This window comes from Enterobacter hormaechei subsp. xiangfangensis (assembly GCF_001729785.1).
Taxonomy (GTDB): Bacteria; Pseudomonadota; Gammaproteobacteria; order Enterobacterales; family Enterobacteriaceae; genus Enterobacter; species Enterobacter hormaechei_C.
This window is the reverse complement of record NZ_CP017183.1, coordinates 3,901,987-3,927,066: the sequence shown is the minus strand read 5'-3', so window position 1 is coordinate 3,927,066 and position 25,080 is coordinate 3,901,987. Positions and strand designations below refer to the sequence as shown.

Below are 25,080 nucleotides of genomic sequence, written 5' to 3'. Positions count from 1 at the left end.
GCGGTATCACCACCCAAGCACCTCTTTAATGGCGCGCCGGTAGGGCGTATCAAGCTGGGCAGGCACGCGGCAAATATAGTCCCGCGCATGGCTGCGGGTCTGTCCGCTGAGGCCGTCGAGATAAGCGATGGCCTCGTCCACGGCAGGAACCCTGCCTTCCTGCGACGCGCTTCTCGGCGGAAGCCCGGTCCAGATGATCGCTTCAATACCTTTCTCCCTGGCCCATGTTGTCAGGATACCCGTGTCGCGTCCGGTGATTAGCAACGAGCCAATGCCATCGCAGCGATCCTCGGGAATGGCTTCGCGCTCACGCAAAGCGCGGCAGGCCACGCTCAACGTTGTGGCCTCCAGCCATGCCCAAAGCACCGGCACGGCAGGGGCATTCATACAGATGGCGGTCGCCAGTTCACCGCCATCACTGACCCGACAGAACTCGACGGGCAAAGAAGGCCCGTCGGTTTGCCACTCACCGGCTACCGGTAGCGCGCCGCTTTTCCAGATTAACGAGCCCCAGCCAAGACAAGCGATTTTCATGCTGTTCCTCTGCGCGACGTGAACCAATAGCCTCAGACGTTATGCCTTAGGAATACGCAGCGTCTGGCCGGGATAAATTTTATCCGGGCTGGAGAGCATCGGGCGGTTCGCCTCAAAGATCTTGTTGTACTGATTGGCATCGCCGTACACGGTTTTAGAGATGGCGCTCAGGGTATCGCCGGATTTCACCGTATAGTAGGTTGCTTCATCTTTGGCGTCTGTCGCGGTGATATTGTTCTCCACCTCGCTGACGCCCGCGATGTTGCCGACGGCGACCTGGATTTTTTCTTTCTGCTCCTGCGTTAGCCCGTCGCCCGTTACGCTGGCCTTGCCATCGGTGACGTTAACCTGAACTTTATCGGAACCGGGAATGTTGAGTTTCTTGAGGTGCTCGGTGATTTTGTCGCTCTGACCCTTATGATCGGTCAGGTTGTCCCAAAGCTTTTCGCCTGCTTCTTTCACGAAGTTAAAAAGACCCATTCCATCCTCCTGTTAAACATGAAGTCAGAATAAGCATAGCAGTTGAGCGGTAAGGTGATAAAAAAAGCCCGGTGGCGTTAACGCTTACCGGGCCTGCGGGGGAAAGTTGTAGGCCGGGTAAACGTAGTGCCACCCGGCAAATTTCACAGAACTTAAACCCCTTGCTCCAGAATACGGATGTGGGTTTCCAGAACGTCCCCTTTCACCGCGTCGCTCCACGCTTTCATATGCGCGGTCTGCAAATGGGCTTCAAGGTGCGCGACGGTTTCCCACTGCTCCACCATGATGATGGAGTCTGGCGCGGTCGCCTGGAAGCTTGCGCTGGTGGCGGCGTCTACCATCGGCGCGTAGCCGTGGCAGCCTTCTTCTTTCAGAACGGTCGGGATGATCTTCGCGAACTCATCCAGTACTGCCTGGCGGTGATGTTGGCCAGGACGCGTACGGATTTCAGCAATAACGGTAAGCATAATTAACTCCTTCTAATTCCAGGCTACCAGTTAAGCAAAAATTTCCGCGAGATGCTTGCGATATTCTGCGATATAGCGCGGGACGTCCGGCATTTTAATTACGTCGTTGACGATAAAGGTCGGCAGCGGCTCCATTCCCAGGAACTGATTCGCCTTGTGGAACGGCAGATACGCGCCGTCTACGCCCACGCCTTCGAAGAACTGATCGTTCTCGGTGAAGGCTTCCAGCGGCGCGTTCCAGGTCAGGGAGAGCATATATTTTTTGCCCTGAATCAGACCGCCGGAACCGTATTTTTTAGACGCATCTGAACGGGTACGACCGTCGCTGGCATACAGCGAACCGTGACCTTCGGTAAACACATCGTCCATGTATTTTTTCACGGTCCACGGTGCGCCCATCCACCAGCCCGGCATCTGCCAGATCACCACGTCGGCCCACAGGAAGTTCTGCACTTCGGCCTTCACGTCATAATCGCTGTCCGCGCGCACGACCTTAACATCATGTCCGGCGTCGCGCAGGAAACCATCCGCGACCTCGGTCAGGGTGTCATTGAGCTGGCCTTTAGAGTGCGCAAATTCTTTCGCGCCGTTGATAATCAGAATGTTGCTCATTATTTGTCCTCGATGATGAGAGTATGCCGGGTATTCTACGCGCGAGGACGGAGCGGAAAAATAAGCAAAATGTGCAAAGTCTTTTGCGCTCAGCGCAATAATCTTACCAGCTGACGGTCACCGCAAAACCCCCTTCCGGCGCATTGCCCAGCGAGACGCGCATCCCGTGCAACGCCGCGATACGCATGACGATAGACAACCCCAGACCGCTGCCAGTGGCGTCCTGGCCCGGTGGACGATAAAAGCGCTCGCCGAGACGCGTCAGCGCATCGGTTGAAATGCCCGGGCCGTTGTCGCGCACGGTAAAGCTTTGGGTGTTCAGCGTCACGTCCACCACGCTGCCGCGCGGGCTGTAACGAACGGCGTTGTCCAGCAGGTTTCGCGCCAGCAGACTCAGCAGTAGCGGCTGTCCGTGACGCATCACCTCGGGCGCATTAACGTTGAGCCGAACATCAATGCCCGCCTGCTGCGCCGGATGCCAGATATCCAGCACCGCAGATTGCAGCAAATCGGCCATCATCACGGGTTCGACGTCATCAAGATTATCCAGTGAATCCAGGCGCGACAGAGTGAGAAGCTGGTCCACCAGCCGGGAGGCGCGGTCGATGCCTGCATGCAATTGCCCCAGCGCTTTAGACTGCGCCCCGGGATCGTCAAGGGAAAGCTGCGCCACGTCGGTTTGCACCTTCAGCGCGGCCAGCGGGCTGCGCAACTCATGGGCGGCATCCGAGGTGAAGCGACGCTCGCGGGCCATCATCTCCTGCGTACGGGCGAAAAGATGGTTAAGCGCATCAAGCAGCGGGCGAACCTCCGTCGGCACGCCGTGGGTGGGCAGCGTATCGGTCGCATCCGGGGAGCGCGAGCGCAGGGTCTGCGCCAGCTTTTTCAGCGGTTTCAGCTCCCGGCTCAGCAGAACAATCAGCAACAGCAGCATTATGGGCAGCGCCACCAGCCACGGCGTCAGCTGCGAGCTGACCACGTCCAGCGCCATATCCTGTCGGTACTCCCACTCCTGGCCAACCACCACGCGGTATTTCCCGTCCGGAGAAGTCAGCCACAGGAAACGCCATTCGTCGTTGTCATCCTGCAACCGACCGTCATCAAACCCGTCCCGGCGGTAGAGGTAAGGTATGTCGCGCCCGTTTTCGCCGTCGTTAAGCACCATGCTGCCGTCGGCGGTGAAGATTGCGAAGGCCAGCGCATCGTCGTCAAGATGGCCGTGTTTGGCTTTTTTCGGCACCTCGCGCATGCGTTCCGGGGCGCGAAGTTCGTCCACGTCCATCGTCAGCAGCCGTTTGGCAAACAGCATCTGCTGGGTATCGAACAGCTTATCGAGCTTGTCGGTCGTCTGGTGCCAGGCCACCACGCTTGCGGCAAACCAGGCCGCCAGGGACAGCAGCAAAAAGAGGAGCGTCAGGCGCAGCTTCAGGCTCAGGCGTTGGGTCAGTTTCATACGTCACCCAGGGTATAACCGATGCCGTGCACGGTGCGGATAAAGTCGCTGCCGAGCTTGCGGCGTAAATGATGAACGTGGACTTCGACAGCGTTGCTGGAGACGTCATCATCCCAGTTGTAGAGCTTCTCCTCGATGGCCTTGCGCGGCAGCACGCGGCCCGCGTTGCGCATCAGCAGTTCCAGCAGGGCGAACTCTTTGGGTTTGAGCACCAGCGGTTCGCCCTCCAGCGTGGCGACAAGGCTTGCCGGATCGAGCGTGACCTTGCCGTGACGCAGCTCGCTGCGCGCCTGACCGTGGCTGCGGCGTACCAGCGCTTCGAGGCGGGCCGCCACTTCAATCAGCGCGAACGGCTTACACAGGTAATCATCCGCCCCCAGGCGTAACCCTTCGACGCGCTGATTCAGCGCATCCCGCGCGGTCAGGATCAGCACCGGTTCGCTCTTTCCGCTTTCGCGCCAGGCGCGCAGGATCTCAAGCCCGTCGATTTCCGGCAGCGTCAGATCAAGCACCACGGCATCATACGGCGCGGTGTACAGGGCCGCCTGCCCGGTTTTCCCGTCGGTAAACCAGTCCACGTTAAAGCCCATTTTGCTTAAGCCCGCTTTGATGCCGTCGCCAATGAGCTTGTCGTCTTCTACCAGTAAAATGCGCATATTTCCTCCTTGATGCCGTCAGTAAACCTTCTGCAAGCGCCTGCTGTACAGTAAAAATAAATAAATTTTCCCCTTAAGAAGTTGTTAAGGTTTACCCTGTTTAATGGATTGTGAAACGACATTAAAGGGAGAGATAAAGATGAAAAAATTCGCTGCAATTGCTGCCATCATGATGATGACCACGGCCCCTGTCTTTGCTGCACAGGGTGGCTTCTCTGGCCCATCTGCGACACAGAATCAGACGCAAACCCAGCAGGGTGGCTTTGTCGATAACAACGCCAACCTCACCACCGCGGCTAAAGTGAAAGACCTGAAGGACGATGCCTGGGTGAAGCTGCGCGGGAACATTACCGAGCGCCTGTCCGATGACCGTTACACCTTCCGCGATGAAAGCGGCACGGTGGTGGTGGAGATCGACCACAAGCGCTGGAACGGCGTGACGGTGACGCCGCAGGATAAAGTCGAACTCCAGGGTAAAATCGATAAAGACTGGAACGAGTTTGAAATCGACGTGAAGCAGGTTATCAAGCTGAACAAATAACCCGGAAAGGGCCGCATGAGCGGCCCTTTTTCTTTGTGACTCAACTCGCCAGATGAGGTAGTATCTGCGGCAATATTGCCTGAAACCCATCGGTTTCTGAGTTGAGGAATCACACGTAATGAGCGATATGGCAGAGCGCCTCGCGCTACATGAATTCACGGAAAATGCCTACCTGAACTACTCCATGTACGTCATCATGGACAGGGCGTTGCCGTTTATCGGGGATGGCCTGAAGCCCGTTCAGCGCCGCATCGTCTATGCGATGTCCGAACTGGGGCTGAATGCTACCGCCAAGTTTAAGAAATCCGCCCGTACCGTCGGCGACGTGCTGGGTAAATACCATCCGCACGGCGACAGCGCCTGCTATGAAGCGATGGTGCTGATGGCCCAGCCGTTTTCTTATCGCTATCCGCTGGTGGATGGCCAGGGGAACTGGGGGGCGCCGGACGATCCGAAATCCTTCGCGGCAATGCGTTATACCGAATCTCGCCTGTCTAAATATGCCGAAGTGCTGTTGGGCGAGCTGGGGCAGGGCACGGTCGACTGGGTGCCAAACTTCGACGGTACGATGCAGGAGCCGAAAATGCTGCCTGCGCGTCTGCCGAACATCCTGCTGAACGGCACGACCGGTATCGCCGTGGGCATGGCGACGGACATTCCGCCGCACAACCTGCGTGAAGTGGCAAAAGCGGCCATCACCCTGATTGAGCAGCCAAAAACCTCGCTGGACGATTTGCTGGATATCGTGCAGGGGCCGGACTATCCGACCGAAGCCGAGATCATCACCTCGCGTGCGGAAATCCGCAAAATCTACCAGAACGGTCGCGGCTCCGTGCGCATGCGCGCGGTGTGGAATAAAGAGGATGGTGCCGTGGTGATCACCGCGCTGCCGCACCAGGTGTCGGGTGCCAAAGTGCTGGAACAGATCGCCACCCAGATGCGCAATAAAAAGCTGCCGATGGTGGACGACCTGCGTGATGAATCGGACCACGAAAACCCGACCCGTCTGGTGATTGTGCCGCGTTCTAACCGCGTGGATATGGAGCAGGTGATGAACCACCTGTTCGCCACTACCGATCTGGAAAAAAGCTACCGCATCAACCTGAACATGATTGGTCTGGACGGTCGTCCGGCGGTGAAAAACCTGCTGGAGATCCTTACCGAATGGCTGGCCTTCCGCCGCGATACGGTGCGCCGTCGTCTGAACCATCGCCTGGAAAAAGTGCTTAAGCGCCTGCATATCCTCGAAGGTTTGCTGGTGGCGTTCCTCAACATTGACGAAGTGATCGAGATCATTCGTACCGAGGACGAACCTAAGCCTGCCCTGATGTCGCGCTTTGGCATCAGCGAAACCCAGGCCGAAGCGATCCTCGAACTGAAATTGCGCCATCTCGCCAGACTGGAAGAGATGAAGATCCGCGGCGAGCAGAACGAGCTGGAAAAAGAGCGCGATCAGCTTCAGGCGATTCTGGCGTCCGAGCGCAAGATGAACACTCTGCTGAAGAAAGAGTTGCAGGCCGATGCCGACGCCTTTGGCGACGACCGTCGTTCTCCGCTGCACGAGCGCGAAGAGGCGAAGGCGATGAACGAGCACGACATGCTGCCGTCCGAGCCGGTAACCATCGTGCTTTCCCAGAGCGGCTGGGTGCGTAGCGCCAAAGGCCACGATATCGACGCGCCGGGTCTGAGCTACAAATCCGGTGACAGCTTCAAGGCGGCGGTGAAGGGCAAGAGTAACCAGCCGGTGGCGTTTATCGACTCCACGGGCCGCAGCTACGCCATTGACCCGATCACGCTGCCGTCTGCGCGCGGCCAGGGCGAACCGCTAACCGGTAAGCTGACGCTGCCGCCGGGTGCCACGGTTGAGCATATGCTGATGGAAGCCGACGATCAAAAACTGCTGATGGCGTCTGATGCGGGCTACGGCTTTATCTGTACCTTCAACGATCTGGTGTCGCGTAACCGTGCCGGTAAAGCGCTGATTAGCCTGCCGGATAACGCACACGTCATGCCGCCGCTGATCATCGAGAACGAAAGCGACATGCTGCTGGCGATCACCGCTGCCGGACGTATGCTGATGTTCCCGGTCAGCGATTTGCCGGAGCTGTCGAAAGGCAAGGGCAACAAGATCATCAGTATCCCGTCAGCGGAAGCGGCAAAAGGCGAAGATAGCCTCGCGCATCTCTTCCTGCTGCCGCCGCAGAGCACGCTGACCATTCATGTCGGCAAGCGTAAAATCAAACTGCGTCCGGAAGAGTTGCAGAAGGTGGTGGGTGAGCGCGGACGTCGCGGCTCACTGATGCGCGGCCTCCAGCGAATCGACCGCGTGGAGATTGACTCGCCGGCGCGCAGCAAAGCGGACGACAGCGAAGAGTAACCTGTTTCATCCCCCTCTTTCCGGAGGGGGTATTACCATAAAATTTCCCGTAAAAACGTTGTTAATTCGTGCGTTGCGATTAACAATACGCGCTCGTAATAAAGTCCTTACCTGGCCACAGGTGAAGTATAATTGTCAGCTGTCAGGGCTTCAGAGGTCGCTATGCTATACATTGTTCGTCTCATTCTTACCGTTATTTATTGCATTCTGGTCTGTATTTTCGGATCGATTTATTGCCTGTTCAGCCCGCGTAACCCAAAGCATGTCGCGACGTTTGGCCACATGTTTGGTCGTCTTGCGCCGCTGTTTGGCCTGAAGGTTGAAAAGCGTCTGCCTGAAGGGGCGGAGAATTTCGGTAACGCCATCTATATCGCTAACCATCAGAACAACTACGATATGGTGACGGCCTCAAATATTGTTCTTCCGCCGACCGTAACCGTGGGCAAAAAAAGCCTGCTGTGGATCCCCTTTTTCGGCCAGCTGTACTGGCTCACCGGTAACTTGCTGATTGACCGCAACAACCGCGCCAAAGCGCATGGCACCATTGCGGAAGTGGTGGATCAGTTTAAAAAGCGCCGGATTTCCATCTGGATGTTCCCGGAAGGGACGCGCAGCCGTGGTCGCGGCCTGCTGCCGTTCAAGACCGGCGCGTTTCATGCTGCAATTGCGGCTGGCGTTCCAATTATTCCCGTGTGTGTTTCCAATACATCGAATAAGATTAATCTTAACCGTCTGAATAACGGACTGGTCATTGTCGAAATGCTGCCGCCGGTAGATACCTCTAAATACGGTAAAGACCAGGTGCGCGAGCTGGCCACGCACTGCCGCGAGCTGATGGCTCAGCATATTGCGCAGCTCGATAAAGAAGTTGCAGAGCGAGAAGCCGCCGGTAAGATTTAACCCGGTGTCGTGTAAGGGAAAACGAATTCCCGCGTTGTTAGTCGTTTCAGATGGAGCTTATATGTCACTCAGTCGGCGTCAGTTTATTCAGGCTTCGGGTATCGCCCTTTGTGCGGGTGCGATACCGCGGACAGCCAGCGCCGCCGGGCAGCAACAGCCGCTGCCTATTCCGCCGTTGATTGAATCCCGTCGCGGGCAGCCGCTATTCCTCACGCTTCAGCGTAGCCACTGGTCCTTTACCCAGGGAACGCGCGCGCAGGTATGGGGCATTAACGGACGCTACCTCGGGCCGACCATTCGCGTGTGGAATGGCGATGACGTTAAGCTCATCTACAGTAACCGTACGACGGAAAATGTCGCGATGACCGTCAGTGGTTTGCAGGTGCCGGGGCCGCTGATTGGCGGCGCGGCACGCATGATGTCGCCGAATGCCGACTGGGCGCCCGTCCTCCCGATTCGTCAGAGCGCGGCGACATTGTGGTATCACGCCAACACCCCGAACCGCACCGCCCAGCAGGTCTACAACGGCCTGGCCGGAATGTGGCTGATTGAAGATGAGGTCAGTAAAACGCTGCCGATCCCGAATCACTACGGCGTCGATGATTTCCCGATCATTATTCAGGACAAGCGGCTGGATAACTTCGGCACGCCGGAGTACAGCGAGCCGGGCAGCGGTGGTTTTGTCGGCGATACGCTGCTGGTTAACGGCGCGCAAAGCCCGTATGTTGAAGTGTCTCGTGGCTGGGTGCGCCTGCGTCTGCTGAATGCTTCTAACTCGCGTCGCTATCAGTTGCAGATGAGCGACGGCCGCGCGCTGCACGTGATTTCAGGCGATCAGGGGTTATTACCTGCGCCGGTGTCGGTAAAACAGCTGGCGCTGGCACCGGGCGAACGTCGTGAGATCCTCGTGGATATGACCAACGGGGATGAAGTGTCCGTGACCTGCGGCGAAGCGGCAAGCATTGTTGACCGTATTCGTGGCTTCTTTGAACCGTCGAGCGTTCTGGTCTCCACGCTGGTGCTGACGCTGCGCCCGACCGGCCTGTTGCCGCTGGTGACCGACAGCCTGCCGATGCGCCTGCTGCCGCAGGAGATTGTGACCGGCCCGGCAGTACGCAGTCGCGATATCAGCCTTGGCGACGATCCGGGCATCAACGGTGCGCTGTGGGACGTAAACCGCATTGATATCACCGCCCAACAGGGAACATGGGAGCGCTGGACCGTCCGCTCGGAGATGCCGCAGTCGTTCCATATTGAAGGGGTGTCATTCCTGATCCGCAACGTCAACGGGGCGATGCCGTTCCCGGAAGACAGGGGCTGGAAAGATACCGTCTGGGTGGATGGCCAGGTCGAACTGCTCGTCTACTACGGCCAGCCTTCCTGGCCGCACTTCCCGTTCCTGTTCCACAGCCAGACGCTGGAGATGATGGACAGGGGATCGGTAGGGCAGATGCTGGTGAATCCGGCACCGTAAAACACTTTCTCCCTCTCCCTGTGGGAGAGGGTTGGGGTGAGGCCAACAGCCCGCACAATACCCCTTCATTTCCCCCGGTAAACCAGCGTATAATCCCGCTCCTTTTGTCTATTTTTTCTTCGGAAGCATTATGAGCGCTATTTCCCTGATCCAGCCGGATCGCGACCTCTTCTCCTGGCCCCAGTACTGGGCAGCCTGCTTTGGACCGGCGCCGTTCCTGCCGATGTCCCGGGAAGAGATGAATCAACTGGGCTGGGACAGCTGCGATATCATTCTGGTGACGGGCGATGCGTATGTCGATCACCCGAGCTTTGGCATGGCGATCTGTGGCCGTATGCTTGAAGCCCAGGGCTTCCGCGTGGGGATCATCTCCCAGCCTGACTGGAACAGCAAAGACGACTTTATGCGTCTGGGCAAGCCTAACCTGTTTTTCGGCGTGACCGCGGGCAACATGGACTCGATGATCAACCGCTATACCGCCGACCGTAAGCTGCGCCATGACGACGCTTATACGGCTGACAACGTGGCGGGTAAACGTCCCGACCGCGCAACCCTCGTCTACACCCAGCGATGCAAAGAAGCATGGAAAGACGTGCCGGTGATCCTGGGCGGCATCGAAGCGAGCCTGCGCCGTACCGCACACTATGACTACTGGTCCGACACCGTGCGCCGTTCGGTGCTGGTGGATTCGAAAGCCGACATGCTGATCTTCGGTAACGGTGAGCGTCCGCTGGTAGAGGTGGCACACCGTCTGGCGCAGGGCGAAGCGGTCAGCGAGATCCGCGACGTGCGCAACACCGCGATCATGGTGAAAGAGGCGCTGCCGGGCTGGAGCGGGGTGGATTCCCGCATTATCGATATGCCGGGCAAAATCGATCCTATCCCGCATCCGTACGGTGACGATCTGCCGTGCGCGGATAACAAACCGGTTGAGCCGAAGAAAGCGGAAGCAAAAGCCGTGGTGGTGCAGCCGCCGCGTCCGAAGCCGTGGGAAAAAACCTATGTGCTGCTGCCGTCCTACGAAAAAGTAAAAAGCGATAAAGTACTCTACGCCCACGCGTCGCGCATCTTACACCATGAAACCAACCCCGGCTGCGCGCGAGCGCTGATGCAAAAGCACGGCGAGCGCTATATCTGGGTTAACCCGCCGGCGATCCCGCTCTCTACCGAAGAGATGGACAGCGTGTTTGCTCTGCCGTACAAGCGTGTACCGCATCCGTCATATGGCAGCAGCCGCATTCCGGCGTACGAGATGATTCGTTTCTCGATCAACATCATGCGCGGCTGCTTCGGCGGGTGCTCCTTCTGTTCGATCACCGAACACGAAGGCCGTATTATTCAGAGCCGTTCCGAAGAGTCGATTGTTAACGAGATCGAAGCCATTCGCGACACGGTGCCGGGCTTTACCGGTGTGATCTCCGATCTGGGTGGTCCAACGGCCAACATGTACATGCTGCGCTGTAAATCGCCGCGCGCCGAGCAGACCTGCCGTCGTCTCTCCTGCGTCTATCCGAGCATTTGCGAGCATATGGACACCAACCACGAGCCGACGATCAACCTTTACCGTCGCGCCCGTGACCTGAAAGGCATCAAGAAGATCCTGATCGCCTCTGGCGTGCGTTACGACATCGCTGTGGAAGATCCGCGCTACATTAAAGAGCTGGCGACGCACCACGTGGGCGGGTATCTGAAGATCGCCCCGGAGCACACCGAAGAAGGCCCGCTGTCCAAAATGATGAAGCCGGGCATGGGCAGCTACGACCGCTTTAAACAGCTCTTCGACACCTACTCAAAACAGGCGGGGAAAGAGCAGTATCTGATCCCATACTTCATCTCCGCACACCCCGGCACCCGTGATGAAGACATGGTGAATCTGGCGCTGTGGCTGAAGCAGCGTCGATTCCGTCTGGATCAGGTGCAGAACTTCTACCCGTCGCCGCTCGCCAACTCGACGACCATGTATTACACCGGCAAAAACCCGCTGAGTAAGATTGGTTATAAGAGCGAAGACGTGGTGGTGCCGAAAGGGGATAAACAGCGCCGTCTGCATAAAGCGCTGCTGCGCTATCACGATCCGAAAAACTGGCCGCTGATCCGCCAGGCGCTGGAAGAGATGGGGAAAAAGCACCTGATCGGCTCGCGTCGTGATTGCCTGGTGCCTGCGCCAACGCTGGAAGAGATGCGCGAAGCGCGCCGCCAGAACCGCAACACGCGCCCGGCGCTGACCAAACATACCCCGATTGCGCATCAGCATTCGAATGGTGTTGCGGGAACGAAGAAGAACGTAAAACGTAAGACCGGTTAAACCTGTAACAATACCCGGTGGCGCTGCGCTTACCGGGTCTACAGGTCTAACCCTCTCCCCTCCTGGGAGAGGGCAGGGTGAGGGGATTACCCGCCAAACTGATCCGGGTCCGGCCCAAGCCGCTTGCCCTGATCCAGCTTCGCAATTTCACCCAGCTCGTCTTTATCCAGGCGGAAATCCCAGACGTCGAAGTTCTCGGCGATACGCGATGGCGTGACCGATTTCGGGATCACCACCAGACCGCTATCCAGATGCCAGCGAATGACGATCTGCGCCGGGGTTTTACCGTACTTATCCGCCAGTTCACGGATGATTTTCTGGTCAAACACCCCTTCGCCGCCCTGGGCCAGCGGGCTCCAGGATTCGGTCTGGATCTTGTGCGTGGCGTTCCATGAATGAAGCTGGCGCTGCTGCATCAGCGGATGCAGCTCAATCTGGTTAATCACCGGCGCGACGCCCGTTTCATCAATCAGGCGTTGCAGATGATGAACCTGGAAATTACAGACGCCGATGCTTTTTATCAGCCCCTCTTTTTGCAGTTCAATCATCCCTTTCCAGGCATCAACGTAATGGTCGATAGCCGGTACCGGCCAGTGCATGAGATAAAGATCGACGAAATCGAGCTGGAGTTTCTCCAGACTCTCCTGCAACGCTTCGCGGGGACGCTTTTGATCGTCGTTCCACAGCTTGGTGGTGATGAAAAGCTCATCCCGGGGAACGCCGGCGCTGGCAAGCGCTTTTCCCACGCCGTCCTCGTTTTTATAGGCGGCGGCGGTATCGATGGACCGATAGCCGACTTCCAGGGCTTTATGAATGGCGGAGACGACCTCGTCGTTACCGGCTTTCCATACACCTAGCCCCAGCTGGGGCATCACGTTGCCGTCCTGTAGCTTGATTACGGTTTGGTTTGCCATTTTTCCTCCTTCAGGTGCTCATCGCCGGAGGGAACCTCCGACGATGTGATGTGCATTAAGTCTGGACGAAATGTCAAAAAACGAAAGTCAGGATCCTAAAAACGCTTAGCGTGCCGCTTCGTAAATATGACGGCTGACGTCAAGGGTGATGTCGCCATGCTCGCCGATCTGCGTCATACCGTGTGCTTCCAGTTTCGCCAGCAGGGCAGGGATGGAGCTGCCGTCCAGGCCGTAGCCAGAGAGACGCGTTGGCACGCCCAGGCTTTCAAAGAAGTGACGGGTGGCTTCAATCGCGGCATCGATACGCGCATCGTCGGAACCGTCGGTGATGTTCCACACGCGTTCGGCGTACTGGAGCAGTTTGGCGCGTTTAGCGTCACGTTTTTCGTTCCACAGCGCAGGCAGAACCACCGCCAGCGTCTGGGCGTGATCCAGGCCGTGCATCGCCGTCAGCTCGTGGCCGAGCATGTGGGTAGCCCAGTCCTGCGGCACGCCTGCGCCGATCAGGCCGTTCAGCGCCTGGGTGGCTGCCCACATCACGTTGGCACGCACGTCGTAGTTTTCAGGCTCTTTCAGCGCTTTCGGACCTTCTTCAATCAGCGTCAGCAGAATGCCTTCCGCGAAACGATCCTGAATTTTGGCGTTTACCGGGTAAGTAACGTACTGCTCAACGGTGTGAACAAAGGCGTCGACCACGCCGTTCGCCACCTGACGCGCAGGCAGGGTATAGGTGTAAACCGGATCGAGGATCGCGAACACGGGCTGAACGTGTTCGTTCATAAAGGCCTGCTTGTCACCGGTGGTTTTACGGGAGATGACCGCGCCTTTGTTGGACTCTGATCCGGTGGCCGGCAGCGTCAGCACGGAGCCCATCGGGATCGCACTGCTGATGTCGCTGCCGCCCGTTTCCAGAATATGCCACGGGTCGATGCCGTCAGCGTAATGGGCCGCCGCCGCGATGAATTTGGTGCCGTCCAGCACGGAACCGCCGCCCACCGCCAGCAGGAAGGTGATCTGCTCCTCGCGGGCGATTTTTACCGCGTTCATCAGCGTTTCATAAGACGGGTTAGGCTCGATACCGCCGAACTCGCGCACGTCCAGACCTTCCAGAGCGCTGTACACCTGATCCAGTACGCCGGTTTTTTTCACGCTGCCGCCGCCGTAGGTAATCAGGACGCGGGCGTCCGTCGGGATTTGCGCGCGCAGGTCAGCGATAGCGTTTTTACCAAACAGAATGCGGGTTGGGGTATGAAGATTAAAGTTGTTCATGGCTTGTTCCCTGTAGTGGGTAAAAAATCGTGGTGGCGCAGAAGGCAACCTGATGCTGCTCATTGTGGCGGGCAGGCGCTATCCTCTCAATGCACATTCCTGCCGATGTCTTGCCCATTTCTACAGCGTGCTGGAGAAACGGTAAGAAAATGCGCACACTGTCAGCGTCGGAAACCGTACCCGGAGTAACTGAAAATGAACCGTGATGCCATCTGCCGCCAGCTAACGTCGCAGATTAAAAGACTGATTGATAACGGAAATGATTCGGCTGAGCTGTTGCCGGATATTCGATTGCTGTACGGTACCCAGCCCGGGACGCGCACCCCGGTGATGTATCAGCCCGGCATCGTGTTTCTCTTTTCTGGCCATAAGATTGGCTATATCAATGAGCGCGTGTTCCGTTACGACACCAATGAATATCTGCTTCTGACAGTACCTTTACCCTTCGAATGTGAAACTTTCGCGACAGAGGAGGTGCCGCTGGCCGGGATCCGCGTCAACGTCGACATCCTCCAGTTGCAGGAGCTGCTGATGGATATTGGGGAGGACGAACTTTTCCGGCCGTCGATGGCGGCAAGCGGTATCAACTCCGCGACCCTGTCGGAGGAAATTCTCTGCGCGATTGAACGCCTGTTAGACGTGATGGAAAGGCCTCTGGATGCGCGTATTCTCGGAAAGCAGATTATCCGCGAAATTCTTTACCATGTGCTGCTCGGGCCGGGCGGCGGGGCGCTGCTGGCACTGGTAAGCCGCCAGACGCACTTTAGCCTGATTAGCCGCGTGCTCAAGCGCATTGAGAGCCAGTACACGGAAAACCTCAGTGTTGACCAGCTGGCGGCGGAAGCCAACATGAGCGTCTCGGCGTTTCACCATAACTTTAAATCCGTCACCAGCACGTCGCCGTTGCAGTACCTCAAAACCTACCGTCTACATAAGGCGCGGATGCTGATGATCCACGATGGCATGAAGGCCAGCGCCGCGGCGATGCGGGTTGGGTATGAAAGCGCGTCGCAGTTTAGTCGGGAGTTTAAGCGCTACTTCGGCGTCACGCCGGGGGAGGATGCGTCGCGCATCAGAACGATGCAGGGCGCTTAGGCTTTTGATTCTCTCCCCGCGGGAAGAGAATCAGGATGGGGTATCAGGCGCTGCAATACTTCTTCTTAATCACCACCGCGATTGTGCCGACCAGGCCCGCAACCAGCAGGAAGATCGGCAGCACCATCAGGAACGTCATCACCTGGTCTTCATGGCGCTTAACAAACGGGATCATGTTCAGCGCGTAGCCGAGCGTGGTGACCACGCCCACCCAGAGCAGGGCGCTCAGCCAGTTGAAGAACTGGAAGCGGCGGTTGGACAGGCCCGATATGCCCGCCATGGTAGGCAACAGGGTGCGAACAAACGCCAGAAAACGCCCGGCGAGCAGCGCCAGCAGGCCGTGGCGGTCAAACATGCAGGTGGCGCGCTGGTGATATTTATGCGGCAGCTGCGCCAGCCAGCCTTTCACCACGCGGGTGTTTCCAAGCCAGCGCCCTTGCAGGTAGCTCAGCCAACAGCCGAGACTGGCCGCAGAGGTGAGGATCACCATTGTCGGTGCGAAGTCCATCACGCCCTTGCCGATCAACGCCCCTGCGAGCAGGAGCAGGCTGTCGCCGGGTAAAAATGAGGCTGGAAGTAGTCCATTTTCCAGAAACAGCGTCGCGAACATCACGAAATAGACAATCCCGACGACATGCGGGTCCGCCAGCGCGGCAAAATCGTGTTGCCAGAGCGCCGTGATGATATTTTGAATAACAGCCATGGACTTTCCTGTGGAACAGCAGATATAACGCTATTGTACTCCCAATTTTGCCTGTCGGGGTTGATCGCAGGCGCATCTCATACAGACTTTTCTGCTTGCGGTGTTCAGAATTGCGTCCGGGGAGTACATTTCAGTCAGCACTTTACACGATGCGCTCAAATCCTGCCGATAAATCCGCAATTAAATCGTCCACATTTTCCAGCCCGATATGCAGGCGGATTAAGGTCCCTTCGAAGTCCACCTCGCCGCCCGGGCGCAGGGCCGCAATCTGCTCCGGCTGGTTGGGCAGGATCAGCGATTCAAACCCACCCCATGAATAGGCCATGCTGAAGAGGGTAAAGTTATCCAGATAGCTTGCCAGTTCGGCGTCATTCAGGCGCTTTTTAAGTACAAATGAGAACAACCCGCTGCTGCCCGTAAAGTCACGTTGCCAGTATTCATGGCCTTTGCTGCCCGGCAGCGCCGGATGGTTAACGCGCTCCACCTGCGGATGCAGCGCCAGCCACTGTGCAATTTGCAGGCTGCTTTCGTGATGCTGACGCAGACGCACGCCGAGCGTACGGATGCCCCGGCTGGTCATGTAGGCGGTATCGGCATCCACCATCTGGCCCATCAGGTAGGCGTTTTCACGCAATTGATCCCAGCAGCGGGCGTTAGATACCGCCGTACCGATCATGCCGTCGGAATGGCCAATCAGGTATTTGGTCGCCGCCTGAATGGAGATATCGATGTCAAATTCCAGGGCTTTAAACAGCACACCTGCCGCCCAGGTGTTGTCGATCATGATGATCGCTTCCGGCGCTATGCTGCGCACCGCCTTCACGATGGCCGGGACGTCATGCACTTCCATGGTGATGGAGCCGGGAGATTCCAGGAACACAACGCGCGTGTTGGGCTGAATAAGCCCGGCAATACCGGCCCCAATCAGCGGATCGAACCAGCTGGTGGTGACGCCGAGCTTGCTGAGTATTTTGGTGCAGAAGTCCTGGCTTGGCTCGTAAGCGGTATTGGTCATCAGGACGTGGTCACCCTGTTCCACAAACGCCAGAATGGTATTGGCGACCGCCGCCGCGCCGCACGGGAACAGCGCGCAGCCCGCGCCGCCCTCCAGTTCGCACATGGCTTCCTGCAACGAGAAATGGGTTAACGTGCCACGACGACCGTAAAATAGCCCGCCCTTCGCGCGATTACGCGTAGCGATTTTTTTATCTTCAACGGTATCAAACACCAGCGAGGAGGCGCGCTGGATCACGCTGTTGACCGAGCCCTGAGTGTATTTCTTACTGCGTCCTGCCTGCACCAGCGTGGTCTCAAGCTGCTTTTTAGTCATGTTCGCTAACCCTATTTTTATACGTCTGGACGTCCAGACTACCACGATTGTCAGAATGTGCATCCGGATGCTTATCGAATAAGCAGAAAATATTATCAAAAATTCGCATAAGAAATTTTTACTGCGTAAGCGCAAGGAAAGTGAGCGAAAATTACGGCACTATGTAAATACTAATGAGAACTACTATCAATTCGACGACGTTTTGATATTATTACGTTCAGATTTTGTGATTTGCGTCTTGGAGATACAGAGTGGGTAATAATTTGATGCAGACGGATCTCTCCGTTTGGGGCATGTATCAACATGCTGACATCGTAGTTAAGATTGTGATGATCGGCCTGATTCTGGCGTCCGTGATCACCTGGGCTATCTTCTTCAGCAAGAGCGCCGAACTTCTTTCACAAAAACGCCGCCTCAAGCGTGAGCAGAAGCAGCTGGCGGAAGCCCGTTCTCTGGATCAGGCTTCTGATATCACCTCATCCTTCCATGCGAAAAGCCTGACTACCCTGTTAGTGAACGAAGCGCAGAACGAGCTGGAACTCTCCGCAGGCAGTGAAGATAACGAAGGCATTAAAGAGCGTACCGGCTTCCGTCTGGAGCGTCGCGTTGCGGCCGTGGGTCGTCATATGGGCCGCGGTAACGGCTACCTGGCGACTATCGGCGCTATCTCCCCGTTCGTCGGCCTGTTCGGTACCGTCTGGGGCATCATGAACAGCTTTATCGGTATCGCCCAGACGCAGACCACTAACCTTGCGGTCGTCGCGCCGGGTATCGCAGAAGCGCTGCTGGCAACGGCTATCGGTCTGGTTGCCGCTATCCCGGCGGTTGTTATCTATAACATCTTCGCGCGCATGATTGGCAGTTACAAAGCCACACTGGGTGACGTTGCCGCGCAGGTTCTGCTGCTGCAAAGCCGCGATCTGGACCTGAACGCCAGCGCCGTTAAACCGGTTCATGCGGCGTCCAAACTGCGCGTAGGTTGATTGTATGGCAATGCGTCTTAATGAAAATCTGGACGATAACGGTGAAATGCATGAGATCAACGTGACGCCGTTTATCGACGTCATGCTGGTTCTGCTGATTATCTTTATGGTTGCCGCACCGCTGGCGACGGTGGACGTGAAGGTGAATCTGCCTGCGTCCTCCAGCCAGCCGCAGCCGCGTCCGGAAAAGCCTATCTACCTGTCCGTGAAGGCCGATAAGTCCATGTTCCTGGGCAACGATCCGGTAACGGATGCCTCGGTTATTCCGGCGCTGGACCAGCTCACCGGCGGCAAGAAAGACACCACCGTCTTCTTCCGCGCGGATAAAACCGTCGATTATGAAACCATGATGAAGGTGATGGACACGCTGCATCAGGCGGGCTACCTGAAGATTGGTCTGGTCGGCGAAGAGAAAGCGGCCGCGAAGTAAAACGAAGGCTCTTGCAGCCTTGCCTGCCGGGTGGCGGCGTCGCCTTACCCGGCCTGCATTCCGCAACAATCATTGTTGTCTCACTCTGAAGGCGCCGTCGGCGCCTCTTCATCAAGCGCCACACAGGTCACGTTTGATGTACGGTAATTGCCTTCCGAGAGTTTACGGGTCAGGCGCAGGGTGGCTGTCTCGCGTGCCAGCAAGTACTGATAGTTCGCCTCCAGTCGCCCGAGGATCTTCTCTTTAAGCTCAGGACGCTGTTCAATAATGGCGTTCATCACCGCGCCGTAAATCTCCTCCTTGGCCTGCAAGGCGTAAATCTCCCGACGGTTCTGCCATTTCAGGCGTACCAGCGTGGCCGGAATCGAAACCAAATCCTGCGTAATTCGCGTCATCTCGTCATTTTTTATCTTTTTCAGGGCGTCGAGATTCTGCTTTAAGATAAATTCATCGCTTTTTTTATCATCTAAAGTCAAATAAACGTTATTACCGCTATCATCATTCACGTTAATCTTCCCCCAGGTTATAAAAGATGGGATTGTTTTTTTCACGCGTAATTAAATTAAGCCAAATTTCATTGCCGGCTTCATTTATTTGCTGCGTTTTCTCGACCATTATTTGACTTAGCGTCTGGGCGTCTATTTCCCCTTCGGCCTGTAAATCATTCAGCAGATGAACTAAGGCTTCAATCTTGATCGCGCGAAATAAACGCTCTTTTAAATGGCGATCGTGCTCTTCCAGCACCATATTACGGGATTTGCCGGTGCGTGAAACACCAATTAATATGTCGGCTTCATAGTCGGAGAGTTTTCTTTTTCCTTGAGTGAAATTCGCCTCTTTATCTGCTTCCGTCGAAGGCTGTTCCACAAGCGTAATGTGGTACTTTGCCGGGACAAGATTGTCGGGCAGCATTTTAATTTCCTTTAATTTCAAAAGGGTGGGATTGGAAAAAGGGTGAGATTCGTTGACAATATCATGAGGCAATTTTAAAATCAAAAAAAATGGAGCCTACCCATGAACAGCATTTTCTTCACGGTCATAACGTTACTATTACTGACCGCTGGCGTGCTTTTATTGATGCAAGAGTTCAATAAAACGAAAGTGTCAAAAGACGTCAGTGAACCGCCGCAGCCTGAATTGATGTCGAAAGAGGAGGGGGAAGATCATTTCTCCGTATTGATGAACGCCGTGACGCCGGTCTGGTACTGGCGAGTAAATCACGAATATATCGATTTCCTCCATGCGACAATTAAGCGAATGAAAATGGCCGAAATTAATGATACGCCCGGCCTGTTCGACGCGCAGCGCCGCTGTAGCGACCTTAATTCGGCGGTCTATAAATATTACGACAATATCAAAAAGCGCTGTCTGAATGGCGAGAAGGTGTCGTACTCCGATTTAGATGTATTAAATCTGCGCCAGTGTTTTCGTGAGTTTAGCCTGGAAGCCTACCCGGAACTGGTCGCGCTGGTCTGGCCGGAGTATGCGCGTCCGGATGTAGATCCCAACGAGGTATAGTTGAGATATACTCAGCGCTGGTTTCGTTTGCAGACAGGATTTTATGGAACGCTTCTTTGAAAACGCAATGTATGCCTCTCGCTGGCTGCTCGCACCCGTCTATTTTGGTCTCTCCCTGGCGCTGGTCGCCCTGACGATTAAGTTCTTTCAGGAGATATTCCACGTCCTGCCAAACATTTTCTCCGTGGCAGAAGCCGATTTGATTCTGGTTCTACTGTCGCTGGTAGATATGACGTTGGTGGGAGGATTACTGGTGATGGTGATGTTCTCCGGTTATGAGAATTTCGTCTCTCAGCTTGATATCGCCGAGCACAAAGAAAAGCTCAGCTGGCTGGGGAAAATGGACGCCTCATCGCTGAAGAATAAAGTCGCGGCGTCGATTGTTGCAATTTCGTCTATTCACCTGTTACGCGTCTTTATGGACGCGAAAAACGTCCCGGATAATAAGCTGATGTGGTATGTGATTATCCACCTGACGTTTGTGCTGTCGGCGTTTGTGATGGGGTATCTGGATAAGATCAGTAAGAAATAAATTCACCACGCCCCCTCTCCCTGTGGGAGAGGGGGCGTGGTAAGGGCAGCAGGCCGCACTATTTATCCGACGACGCCTGCCACAAATTCAGCTCACCATCCGCAACGTGCTGGTCAATCCGCATCAGTTCATCTTCGCTAAAGCGCAGGTTATTCAGCGCCTGAACGTTCTCTTCCAGCTGCTCCGGGCGGCTCGCGCCAATCAGTACCGACGTTACACGCTCATCTTTCAACAACCAGCTTAGCGCCATCTGCGCCATCGTCTGCCCGCGCGCGTGCGCCATCTCGTTCAGCAGACGAAGGCTGCTCAGGTTGGCTTCCGTCAGCATTTTCTCCGTCAGGCCGCGCACTTTTTTCCCTTCGCGCTGCATACGTGAACCGTCCGGAATGCCGTTCAGGTATTTTCCGGTGAGCAGGCCCTGTGCCAGCGGGGTAAAGGCGATACAGCCCGTTCCGTTTTTCTCCAGCGCGTCCAGCAGGCCGGTCTTGTCGACCCAGCGGTTAAGCAGGTTGTAAGACGGCTGGTGGATCAAAAGCGGGATCTTCCACTCGCGCAGCAATTTGGTCATCGCCGCCGTGCGTTCCGTGGAGTAAGACGAAATGCCGACATACAGCGCTTTTCCGCTCTGCACCGCGTGTGCCAGCGCGGCGGCGGTCTCTTCCATCGGCGTGTTTTCGTCTACGCGGTGAGAATAGAAAATATCCACATACTCCACACCCATGCGGTTCAGGCTCTGGTCGAGGCTGGCGAGCAGGTACTTACGTGAACCGCCCGAACCATACGGTCCTGGCCACATGTCGTAGCCCGCTTTGGTGGAGATGATCAGCTCGTCACGATACCCGGCAAAATCCTCCCGCAGCAGACGGCCAAAATTCTCTTCAGCGCTGCCCGGAGGGGGGCCGTAGTTGTTGGCAAGATCAAAGTGGGTAATGCCGAGATCGAAGGCCTTACGCAGCAGCGCGCGCTGGGAATCGAGCGGCTGAACGTGACCGAAGCTGTGCCACAGGCCCAGCGACAGTGCCGGTAAGCGCAGGCCGCTTTTGCCGCAGTATCGGTACTGCATGTTTTCGTATCGGCCGGTGTAAGGGTGCCAGGACATGATGTCTCCTTTCTTGTCGGTGAATTTTCGAAACAACGTTTTCATTCTATGCCGACTCGATAACGAAAAAAGTATATTTTCTACAGTATCTGCCGATAACGAGGGGAGTACTCGCCTCTGGGCGAATTCACCCTCACGGCAAGGAATACTCAATGAAGATGCTTCGTAATTTCACCATCCGTTTCGTCATGCTGACGATACTGGGGATCTTTTGTGTCATGTGGGCAGGCGTGGGGCTTTACAGCACCTGGTCTCTGTCTCGTGTTTCTGATGGTAATGACGTTGACCGCCAGCTGGTCCGGCAAATGACGGTGCTGAGCCAGGGCAACGATCAGTATTTCCGTTTCGTCACCCGCCTGAGCCGGGCAATGGAAGTTAAAGCGGCGGGCGGCACGCCGGACCTGGCTCCTGCTCAGCAGGCGCTGGATAACATGAGTAAAAAGCTGGCAGAGATGAAAGCTATCTCCCCGGGCCCGATGGATGAAAAGGTGTCTGCGCAGGTGATTTCCACCTGGCAGGCGCTGCTCGATCAGGGCGTTACACCGCAGATGGCGCAGGCGAAGCAGGCGACGCTCGAAGGCTATCGTCAGCATGCCAACAACGTCACGCCGCCGCTAAGCCGTGCATTCGGGTCAGCGGCTGAGAACTTTAACAATACCGCGGCGAAGGCGCTCGACAGCACGCGCGTGGTGGTCGACGGCCTCACCAGCATGACCCGGACGGTAATTATCACCGCCACGATCGTGGGTCTGCTGATCCTGCTGTTCACCGACCGCTACCTGGTGGCGATACTGGTAAAACCGCTGGATCGTATCCGTCAGCAGTTCCGCCAGATTGCGCAGGGCGACCTCAGCCAGCCGATTGAATCTTTGGGCCGCAACTGCGTGGGGCAACTGGTACCGCTGCTGAGTGCAATGCAGGACAGCCTGCGGGAGGCGGTCAGCACGATTCGTTCCGGCAGCGAGAATATCTGGCGCGGGGCAACGGAGATCTCCAGCGGGAATAACGATCTTTCTTCGCGTACCGAAGAGCAGGCCGCCGCGCTGGAAGAGACCGCGGCCAGCATGGAGCAGCTTACCGCAACGGTGAAGCTGAACGCCGAAAGCGCGCGCCAGGCCAGCCAGCTTGCGGATGTCGCCTCCAGCACGGCCAGCCGCGGCGGGTCGCTGGTGGAAGATGTGGTTACGACCATGAGCGGCATTTCGGACAGCTCGAAAAAAATCGCTGAAATCACCACCGTTATCAACAGCATCGCTTTCCAGACTAATATTCTGGCGCTGAACGCCGCGCTGAACGCCGCGGTGGAAGCCGCCCGGGCCGGGGAGCAGGGGCGAGGCTTTGCGGTCGTGGCGGGTGAGGTACGTAATCTGGCCAGCCGCAGCGCGAATGCGGCCAAAGAGATCGAAGGGCTGATTGCGGATTCCGTTGCCCGCGTGGAGCAGGGGGCGCAGCTGGTGAACGATACCGGCACCACGATGGAAGCAATCCTGCGCGACGTGACGGAAGTGACCGTCATTATGAAGCAGATCGCCACCGCGTCAGAGGAGCAGAGCAAAGGAATTTCTCAGGTCGGCGTTGCCATCACGCAGATGGACGGCGTGACCCAGCAGAACGCCTCGCTGGTGGAGCAGGTTTCCGCCGCCGCCGCCGCACTGGAACGGCAGACCGAAGAACTCCAGCGCTCAGTGCAGAAATTCCGTCTCACCGCGTAACCTCATCGTGTCAGGCCGTCTCTGGCGGCCTGACGTTTATCGCTCTGAATAATCTGTGTTACCTGCGACAGCTGACCAATTTTCACTTCGCTTGCCCGCATAAATTTACTTTTGTCGATCAGCAGCAGCGACTGGCTGGCGCGGTTTAACAGCAGCGCCTTAAAGCCCGCGTTGTGCTCGGACGGATCCCAGAGGACGCCATGCTCATCGACCCCTTCACACGAGAAGATAAACAGATCGATCTCCAGCCCTTTTAGCTGCGTCACCAGCGCCGGATTAACATAGCAGCGATACTTACGCTCAAGCGTTCCGCCGGAGCAGATAAGCGTGATCCGCTCGCGCTTTGCCATCTCGTGGCAGACAGGCAGGCTGTTGGTAAATACGGTGAGGTCGATGTCCGGCAACTGGCGCGCCAGATGAAAGCAGGTTGAGCTGGCGTCGAGGGCGATGGTCATCCCTTCGCTGATCCAGCCCAGCGCGTGGCGGGCAATATCGGCTTTGTCGGCATAATGGCTTTTCAGGCGTGCGCCAAAGGGTTCACCGCTGTCGCGGCTGTCCGGGTGAATCAGACGCGCGCGCCCGTGCTGGCGCAGAAGCTTCCCCTGCTGCTGCAACGACTTCAGATCCCGGCGGATCGTCTCTTTGCTGACGGAGAGCTTTTCAGCCAGCACCTCGGTAGTCAGCCAGTCGCTTTGACTCAGCAGGGTGATAAGGCTCTGCTGTCGGGTCGCTTTTAGCGTCTGGTCTGACATACGAGGCTCCTTGCGCACGCGTGCTGACGCATTTTTCTCATCGCGGAAGAAGGGCGGCGAACCGCCCGGTCAAGGATCAACCCTGACGTTTATCTTCCGTCTGGGTATCGAAGTCGCTTGCTGAATGACGCTCATGCAACTGCTCGTTCAGCTCGCCGTTGGTACGGTTAACAATGCGCCCGCGTTTCACGGCCGGACGATTCGCCACATCTTTTGCCCAGCGCTGCACGTTGGTGTACTTCCCGGCATCCAGGAACTCGGCGGCGTTATAGACGCTGCCCAGCGCCACGCAGCCAAACCATGGCCAGACTGCCATATCCGCAATGGTATATTCCTCACCCGCTACGTAACGACCGCGCGCCAGCTGTTTGTCCAGCACGTCGAACAGGCGTTTAGCTTCCATGGTGAAGCGATCGATAGCGTACTCAATCTTCACTGGCGCGTAGTTATAGAAGTGGCCAAAACCGCCGCCGAGGAACGGGGCCGCGCCCTGTAACCAGAACAGCCAGTTCAGGGTTTCCGTTCGTCCTGCCGGATCTTTTGGCAGGAAGTGACCAAATTTCTCGGCCAGATAGAGCAGGATATTGCCGGATTCAAAGACGCGCGTCGGCGGGGTGGTGGAGTGGTCACGCAGGGCCGGGATCTTCGAGTTCGGGTTCACGTCGACAAAACCGCTGGAGAACTGATCGCCCTCGCCAATGCGGATCAACCATGCGTCGTATTCCGCGCCCGTCACGCCCAGCGCCAGCAGCTCTTCCAGCATGATGGTAACTTTCTGTCCATTCGGCGTACCGAGTGAGTACAGCTGGAGCGGGTGCGCGCCCACAGGTAGCTCTTTCTCGTGCGTCGCGCCCGAGACGGGACGGTTGATATTGGCGAACGCGCCGCCGTTATTCTGTTTCCATTCCCACACTTTCGGTGGCTGATAGGTGTTATCTGACATG

At 56.7% G+C, this 25,080-nt stretch carries 26 protein-coding genes; 11 read left to right on the top strand and 15 right to left on the bottom strand.

Features of this window, described 5'->3' with window-relative positions; genetic code table 11:
• Positions 1–6 precede the first annotated feature (6 nt).
• The 6 genes from BFV63_RS18735 to qseB all read right to left on the bottom strand — a co-directional run bounded on the left by BFV63_RS18735 (position 7) and on the right by qseB (position 4,202).
• A complete protein-coding gene (locus tag BFV63_RS18735; protein WP_032607912.1) occupies positions 7–534 on the bottom strand; it encodes a hypothetical protein in 528 nt (175 codons plus the stop codon).
• A 39-nt stretch (positions 535–573) separates the two neighbouring features.
• Positions 574–1,014 (bottom strand): peptidoglycan-binding protein LysM, encoded by a 441-nt coding sequence (gene lysM, locus BFV63_RS18730; protein WP_003862507.1) that lies wholly within the window; start codon positions 1,012–1,014, stop codon positions 574–576.
• Between the two features lie 152 nt (positions 1,015–1,166).
• Positions 1,167–1,481, bottom strand: a complete 315-nt coding sequence (locus tag BFV63_RS18725; RefSeq protein ID WP_003862506.1) for a putative quinol monooxygenase — start codon at positions 1,479–1,481, stop codon at positions 1,167–1,169.
• A 30-nt stretch (positions 1,482–1,511) separates the two neighbouring features.
• On the bottom strand, positions 1,512–2,093 hold the full coding sequence (locus BFV63_RS18720) for an NAD(P)H-dependent oxidoreductase (protein ID WP_003862505.1): 582 nt from the start codon (positions 2,091–2,093) through the stop codon (positions 1,512–1,514).
• A 103-nt stretch (positions 2,094–2,196) separates the two neighbouring features.
• Complete coding sequence (gene qseC / locus BFV63_RS18715) at positions 2,197–3,546, bottom strand: quorum sensing histidine kinase QseC (RefSeq protein ID WP_048241804.1); 1,350 nt, start codon at positions 3,544–3,546, stop codon at positions 2,197–2,199.
• Complete coding sequence (gene qseB, locus BFV63_RS18710) at positions 3,543–4,202, bottom strand: quorum sensing response regulator transcription factor QseB (protein WP_048241808.1); 660 nt, start codon at positions 4,200–4,202, stop codon at positions 3,543–3,545. Before qseB ends, qseC begins: the two co-directional genes overlap by 4 nt.
• Positions 4,203–4,341: 139 nt before the next feature.
• Here qseB and BFV63_RS18705 point away from each other — a divergent pair, with 139 nt between their 5' ends.
• From BFV63_RS18705 to BFV63_RS18685, 5 genes are all read left to right on the top strand, one after another.
• On the top strand, positions 4,342–4,743 hold the full coding sequence (locus tag BFV63_RS18705; RefSeq protein ID WP_003862501.1) for a YgiW/YdeI family stress tolerance OB fold protein: 402 nt from the start codon (positions 4,342–4,344) through the stop codon (positions 4,741–4,743).
• A 118-nt stretch (positions 4,744–4,861) separates the two neighbouring features.
• Complete coding sequence (parC, locus tag BFV63_RS18700; RefSeq protein ID WP_047654211.1) at positions 4,862–7,120, top strand: DNA topoisomerase IV subunit A; 2,259 nt, start codon at positions 4,862–4,864, stop codon at positions 7,118–7,120.
• A gap of 162 nt (positions 7,121–7,282) precedes the next feature.
• A complete protein-coding gene (gene plsC / locus BFV63_RS18695; protein ID WP_003862497.1) occupies positions 7,283–8,020 on the top strand; it encodes a 1-acylglycerol-3-phosphate O-acyltransferase in 738 nt (245 codons plus the stop codon).
• A gap of 61 nt (positions 8,021–8,081) precedes the next feature.
• Entirely contained in the window at positions 8,082–9,494 is a 1,413-nt protein-coding gene (gene ftsP / locus BFV63_RS18690) for a cell division protein FtsP (protein WP_003862496.1), read from the top strand.
• Between the two features lie 130 nt (positions 9,495–9,624).
• Positions 9,625–11,799, top strand: coding sequence for a YgiQ family radical SAM protein (locus BFV63_RS18685; protein ID WP_057058738.1), 2,175 nt, complete (start codon positions 9,625–9,627; stop codon positions 11,797–11,799).
• An 86-nt stretch (positions 11,800–11,885) separates the two neighbouring features.
• On the opposite strand, the gene dkgA is transcribed toward BFV63_RS18685, so the two are convergent.
• Both dkgA and yqhD read right to left on the bottom strand, forming a co-directional pair.
• Positions 11,886–12,713, bottom strand: coding sequence for a 2,5-didehydrogluconate reductase DkgA (gene dkgA, locus BFV63_RS18680; RefSeq protein WP_003862493.1), 828 nt, complete (start codon positions 12,711–12,713; stop codon positions 11,886–11,888).
• A gap of 105 nt (positions 12,714–12,818) precedes the next feature.
• Positions 12,819–13,982, bottom strand: coding sequence for an alcohol dehydrogenase (gene yqhD, locus BFV63_RS18675; RefSeq protein WP_048242088.1), 1,164 nt, complete (start codon positions 13,980–13,982; stop codon positions 12,819–12,821).
• A gap of 195 nt (positions 13,983–14,177) precedes the next feature.
• Between yqhD and BFV63_RS18670 the strand changes: the two genes are divergently transcribed.
• Complete coding sequence (locus BFV63_RS18670) at positions 14,178–15,077, top strand: AraC family transcriptional regulator (RefSeq protein ID WP_032660319.1); 900 nt, start codon at positions 14,178–14,180, stop codon at positions 15,075–15,077.
• 43 nt (positions 15,078–15,120) lie between these two features.
• Here the strand turns inward: BFV63_RS18670 and yghB are convergent, their stop codons facing one another.
• Together yghB and metC are read right to left on the bottom strand one after the other, a co-directional pair.
• Entirely contained in the window at positions 15,121–15,780 is a 660-nt protein-coding gene (gene yghB / locus BFV63_RS18665; protein WP_023323743.1) for a DedA family general envelope maintenance protein YghB, read from the bottom strand.
• A gap of 142 nt (positions 15,781–15,922) precedes the next feature.
• Entirely contained in the window at positions 15,923–17,110 is a 1,188-nt protein-coding gene (metC, locus tag BFV63_RS18660) for a cystathionine beta-lyase (RefSeq protein ID WP_003862484.1), read from the bottom strand.
• 251 nt (positions 17,111–17,361) lie between these two features.
• Between metC and exbB the strand changes: the two genes are divergently transcribed.
• Positions 17,362–18,093, top strand: a complete 732-nt coding sequence (gene exbB / locus BFV63_RS18655; RefSeq protein WP_003862482.1) for a tol-pal system-associated acyl-CoA thioesterase — start codon at positions 17,362–17,364, stop codon at positions 18,091–18,093.
• 4 nt (positions 18,094–18,097) lie between these two features.
• Positions 18,098–18,523, top strand: coding sequence for a TonB system transport protein ExbD (gene exbD, locus BFV63_RS18650; RefSeq protein ID WP_001251472.1), 426 nt, complete (start codon positions 18,098–18,100; stop codon positions 18,521–18,523).
• An 80-nt stretch (positions 18,524–18,603) separates the two neighbouring features.
• On the opposite strand, the gene BFV63_RS18645 is transcribed toward exbD, so the two are convergent.
• Positions 18,604–19,029 (bottom strand): hypothetical protein, encoded by a 426-nt coding sequence (locus tag BFV63_RS18645; protein WP_003862479.1) that lies wholly within the window; start codon positions 19,027–19,029, stop codon positions 18,604–18,606.
• A 1-nt stretch (position 19,030) separates the two neighbouring features.
• Complete coding sequence (locus BFV63_RS18640; RefSeq protein WP_003862477.1) at positions 19,031–19,435, bottom strand: hypothetical protein; 405 nt, start codon at positions 19,433–19,435, stop codon at positions 19,031–19,033.
• Between the two features lie 102 nt (positions 19,436–19,537).
• Between BFV63_RS18640 and BFV63_RS18635 the strand changes: the two genes are divergently transcribed.
• Positions 19,538–20,041, top strand: a complete 504-nt coding sequence (locus BFV63_RS18635; RefSeq protein ID WP_003862475.1) for an ESA_00282 family adhesion-associated protein — start codon at positions 19,538–19,540, stop codon at positions 20,039–20,041.
• Positions 20,042–20,084: 43 nt separating this feature from the next.
• On the top strand, positions 20,085–20,573 hold the full coding sequence (locus BFV63_RS18630; protein WP_003862473.1) for a TIGR00645 family protein: 489 nt from the start codon (positions 20,085–20,087) through the stop codon (positions 20,571–20,573).
• Between the two features lie 58 nt (positions 20,574–20,631).
• Here BFV63_RS18630 and BFV63_RS18625 read toward each other — a convergent pair whose 3' ends face one another.
• The gene (locus BFV63_RS18625) at positions 20,632–21,672 is read right to left on the bottom strand and encodes an aldo/keto reductase (protein WP_032610129.1); all 1,041 of its coding nucleotides are present in this window, start codon (positions 21,670–21,672) and stop codon (positions 20,632–20,634) included.
• Positions 21,673–21,824: 152 nt separating this feature from the next.
• On the opposite strand from BFV63_RS18625, the gene BFV63_RS18620 reads away from it, so the two are divergent.
• Positions 21,825–23,384: a methyl-accepting chemotaxis protein gene (locus BFV63_RS18620; RefSeq protein WP_069597585.1), complete on the top strand. Its 1,560-nt coding sequence runs from the start codon at positions 21,825–21,827 to the stop codon at positions 23,382–23,384.
• Between the two features lie 2 nt (positions 23,385–23,386).
• On the opposite strand, the gene fucR is transcribed toward BFV63_RS18620, so the two are convergent.
• Together fucR and yghU are read right to left on the bottom strand one after the other, a co-directional pair.
• Complete coding sequence (fucR, locus tag BFV63_RS18615) at positions 23,387–24,136, bottom strand: L-fucose operon activator (RefSeq protein WP_023314843.1); 750 nt, start codon at positions 24,134–24,136, stop codon at positions 23,387–23,389.
• Between the two features lie 76 nt (positions 24,137–24,212).
• Positions 24,213–25,079: a glutathione-dependent disulfide-bond oxidoreductase gene (yghU, locus tag BFV63_RS18610; protein ID WP_003862465.1), complete on the bottom strand. Its 867-nt coding sequence runs from the start codon at positions 25,077–25,079 to the stop codon at positions 24,213–24,215.
• Position 25,080: the final 1 nt, after the last annotated feature.

What these genes read in the sequence shown, in the direction of transcription:
- BFV63_RS18725 (WP_003862506.1), bottom strand. Translation starts at nt 1,481, where the DNA reads ATGCTTACCGTTATTGCTGAAATCCGTACGCGTCCTGGCCAACATCAC.
- BFV63_RS18635 (WP_003862475.1), top strand. Translation starts at nt 19,538, where the DNA reads ATGAACAGCATTTTCTTCACGGTCATAACGTTACTATTACTGACCGCT.
- BFV63_RS18625 (WP_032610129.1), bottom strand. Translation starts at nt 21,672, where the DNA reads ATGTCCTGGCACCCTTACACCGGCCGATACGAAAACATGCAGTACCGA.
- qseC (WP_048241804.1), bottom strand. Translation starts at nt 3,546, where the DNA reads ATGAAACTGACCCAACGCCTGAGCCTGAAGCTGCGCCTGACGCTCCTC.
- BFV63_RS18705 (WP_003862501.1), top strand. Translation starts at nt 4,342, where the DNA reads ATGAAAAAATTCGCTGCAATTGCTGCCATCATGATGATGACCACGGCC.
- BFV63_RS18620 (WP_069597585.1), top strand. Translation starts at nt 21,825, where the DNA reads ATGAAGATGCTTCGTAATTTCACCATCCGTTTCGTCATGCTGACGATA.
- BFV63_RS18630 (WP_003862473.1), top strand. Translation starts at nt 20,085, where the DNA reads ATGGAACGCTTCTTTGAAAACGCAATGTATGCCTCTCGCTGGCTGCTC.
- yghU (WP_003862465.1), bottom strand. Translation starts at nt 25,079, where the DNA reads ATGTCAGATAACACCTATCAGCCACCGAAAGTGTGGGAATGGAAACAG.
- lysM (WP_003862507.1), bottom strand. Translation starts at nt 1,014, where the DNA reads ATGGGTCTTTTTAACTTCGTGAAAGAAGCAGGCGAAAAGCTTTGGGAC.
- BFV63_RS18735 (WP_032607912.1), bottom strand. Translation starts at nt 534, where the DNA reads ATGAAAATCGCTTGTCTTGGCTGGGGCTCGTTAATCTGGAAAAGCGGC.
- parC (WP_047654211.1), top strand. Translation starts at nt 4,862, where the DNA reads ATGAGCGATATGGCAGAGCGCCTCGCGCTACATGAATTCACGGAAAAT.
- BFV63_RS18670 (WP_032660319.1), top strand. Translation starts at nt 14,178, where the DNA reads ATGAACCGTGATGCCATCTGCCGCCAGCTAACGTCGCAGATTAAAAGA.
- ftsP (WP_003862496.1), top strand. Translation starts at nt 8,082, where the DNA reads ATGTCACTCAGTCGGCGTCAGTTTATTCAGGCTTCGGGTATCGCCCTT.
- dkgA (WP_003862493.1), bottom strand. Translation starts at nt 12,713, where the DNA reads ATGGCAAACCAAACCGTAATCAAGCTACAGGACGGCAACGTGATGCCC.
- yghB (WP_023323743.1), bottom strand. Translation starts at nt 15,780, where the DNA reads ATGGCTGTTATTCAAAATATCATCACGGCGCTCTGGCAACACGATTTT.
- metC (WP_003862484.1), bottom strand. Translation starts at nt 17,110, where the DNA reads ATGACTAAAAAGCAGCTTGAGACCACGCTGGTGCAGGCAGGACGCAGT.
- BFV63_RS18685 (WP_057058738.1), top strand. Translation starts at nt 9,625, where the DNA reads ATGAGCGCTATTTCCCTGATCCAGCCGGATCGCGACCTCTTCTCCTGG.
- BFV63_RS18720 (WP_003862505.1), bottom strand. Translation starts at nt 2,093, where the DNA reads ATGAGCAACATTCTGATTATCAACGGCGCGAAAGAATTTGCGCACTCT.
- fucR (WP_023314843.1), bottom strand. Translation starts at nt 24,136, where the DNA reads ATGTCAGACCAGACGCTAAAAGCGACCCGACAGCAGAGCCTTATCACC.
- plsC (WP_003862497.1), top strand. Translation starts at nt 7,283, where the DNA reads ATGCTATACATTGTTCGTCTCATTCTTACCGTTATTTATTGCATTCTG.
- exbD (WP_001251472.1), top strand. Translation starts at nt 18,098, where the DNA reads ATGGCAATGCGTCTTAATGAAAATCTGGACGATAACGGTGAAATGCAT.
- BFV63_RS18640 (WP_003862477.1), bottom strand. Translation starts at nt 19,435, where the DNA reads ATGCTGCCCGACAATCTTGTCCCGGCAAAGTACCACATTACGCTTGTG.
- yqhD (WP_048242088.1), bottom strand. Translation starts at nt 13,982, where the DNA reads ATGAACAACTTTAATCTTCATACCCCAACCCGCATTCTGTTTGGTAAA.
- qseB (WP_048241808.1), bottom strand. Translation starts at nt 4,202, where the DNA reads ATGCGCATTTTACTGGTAGAAGACGACAAGCTCATTGGCGACGGCATC.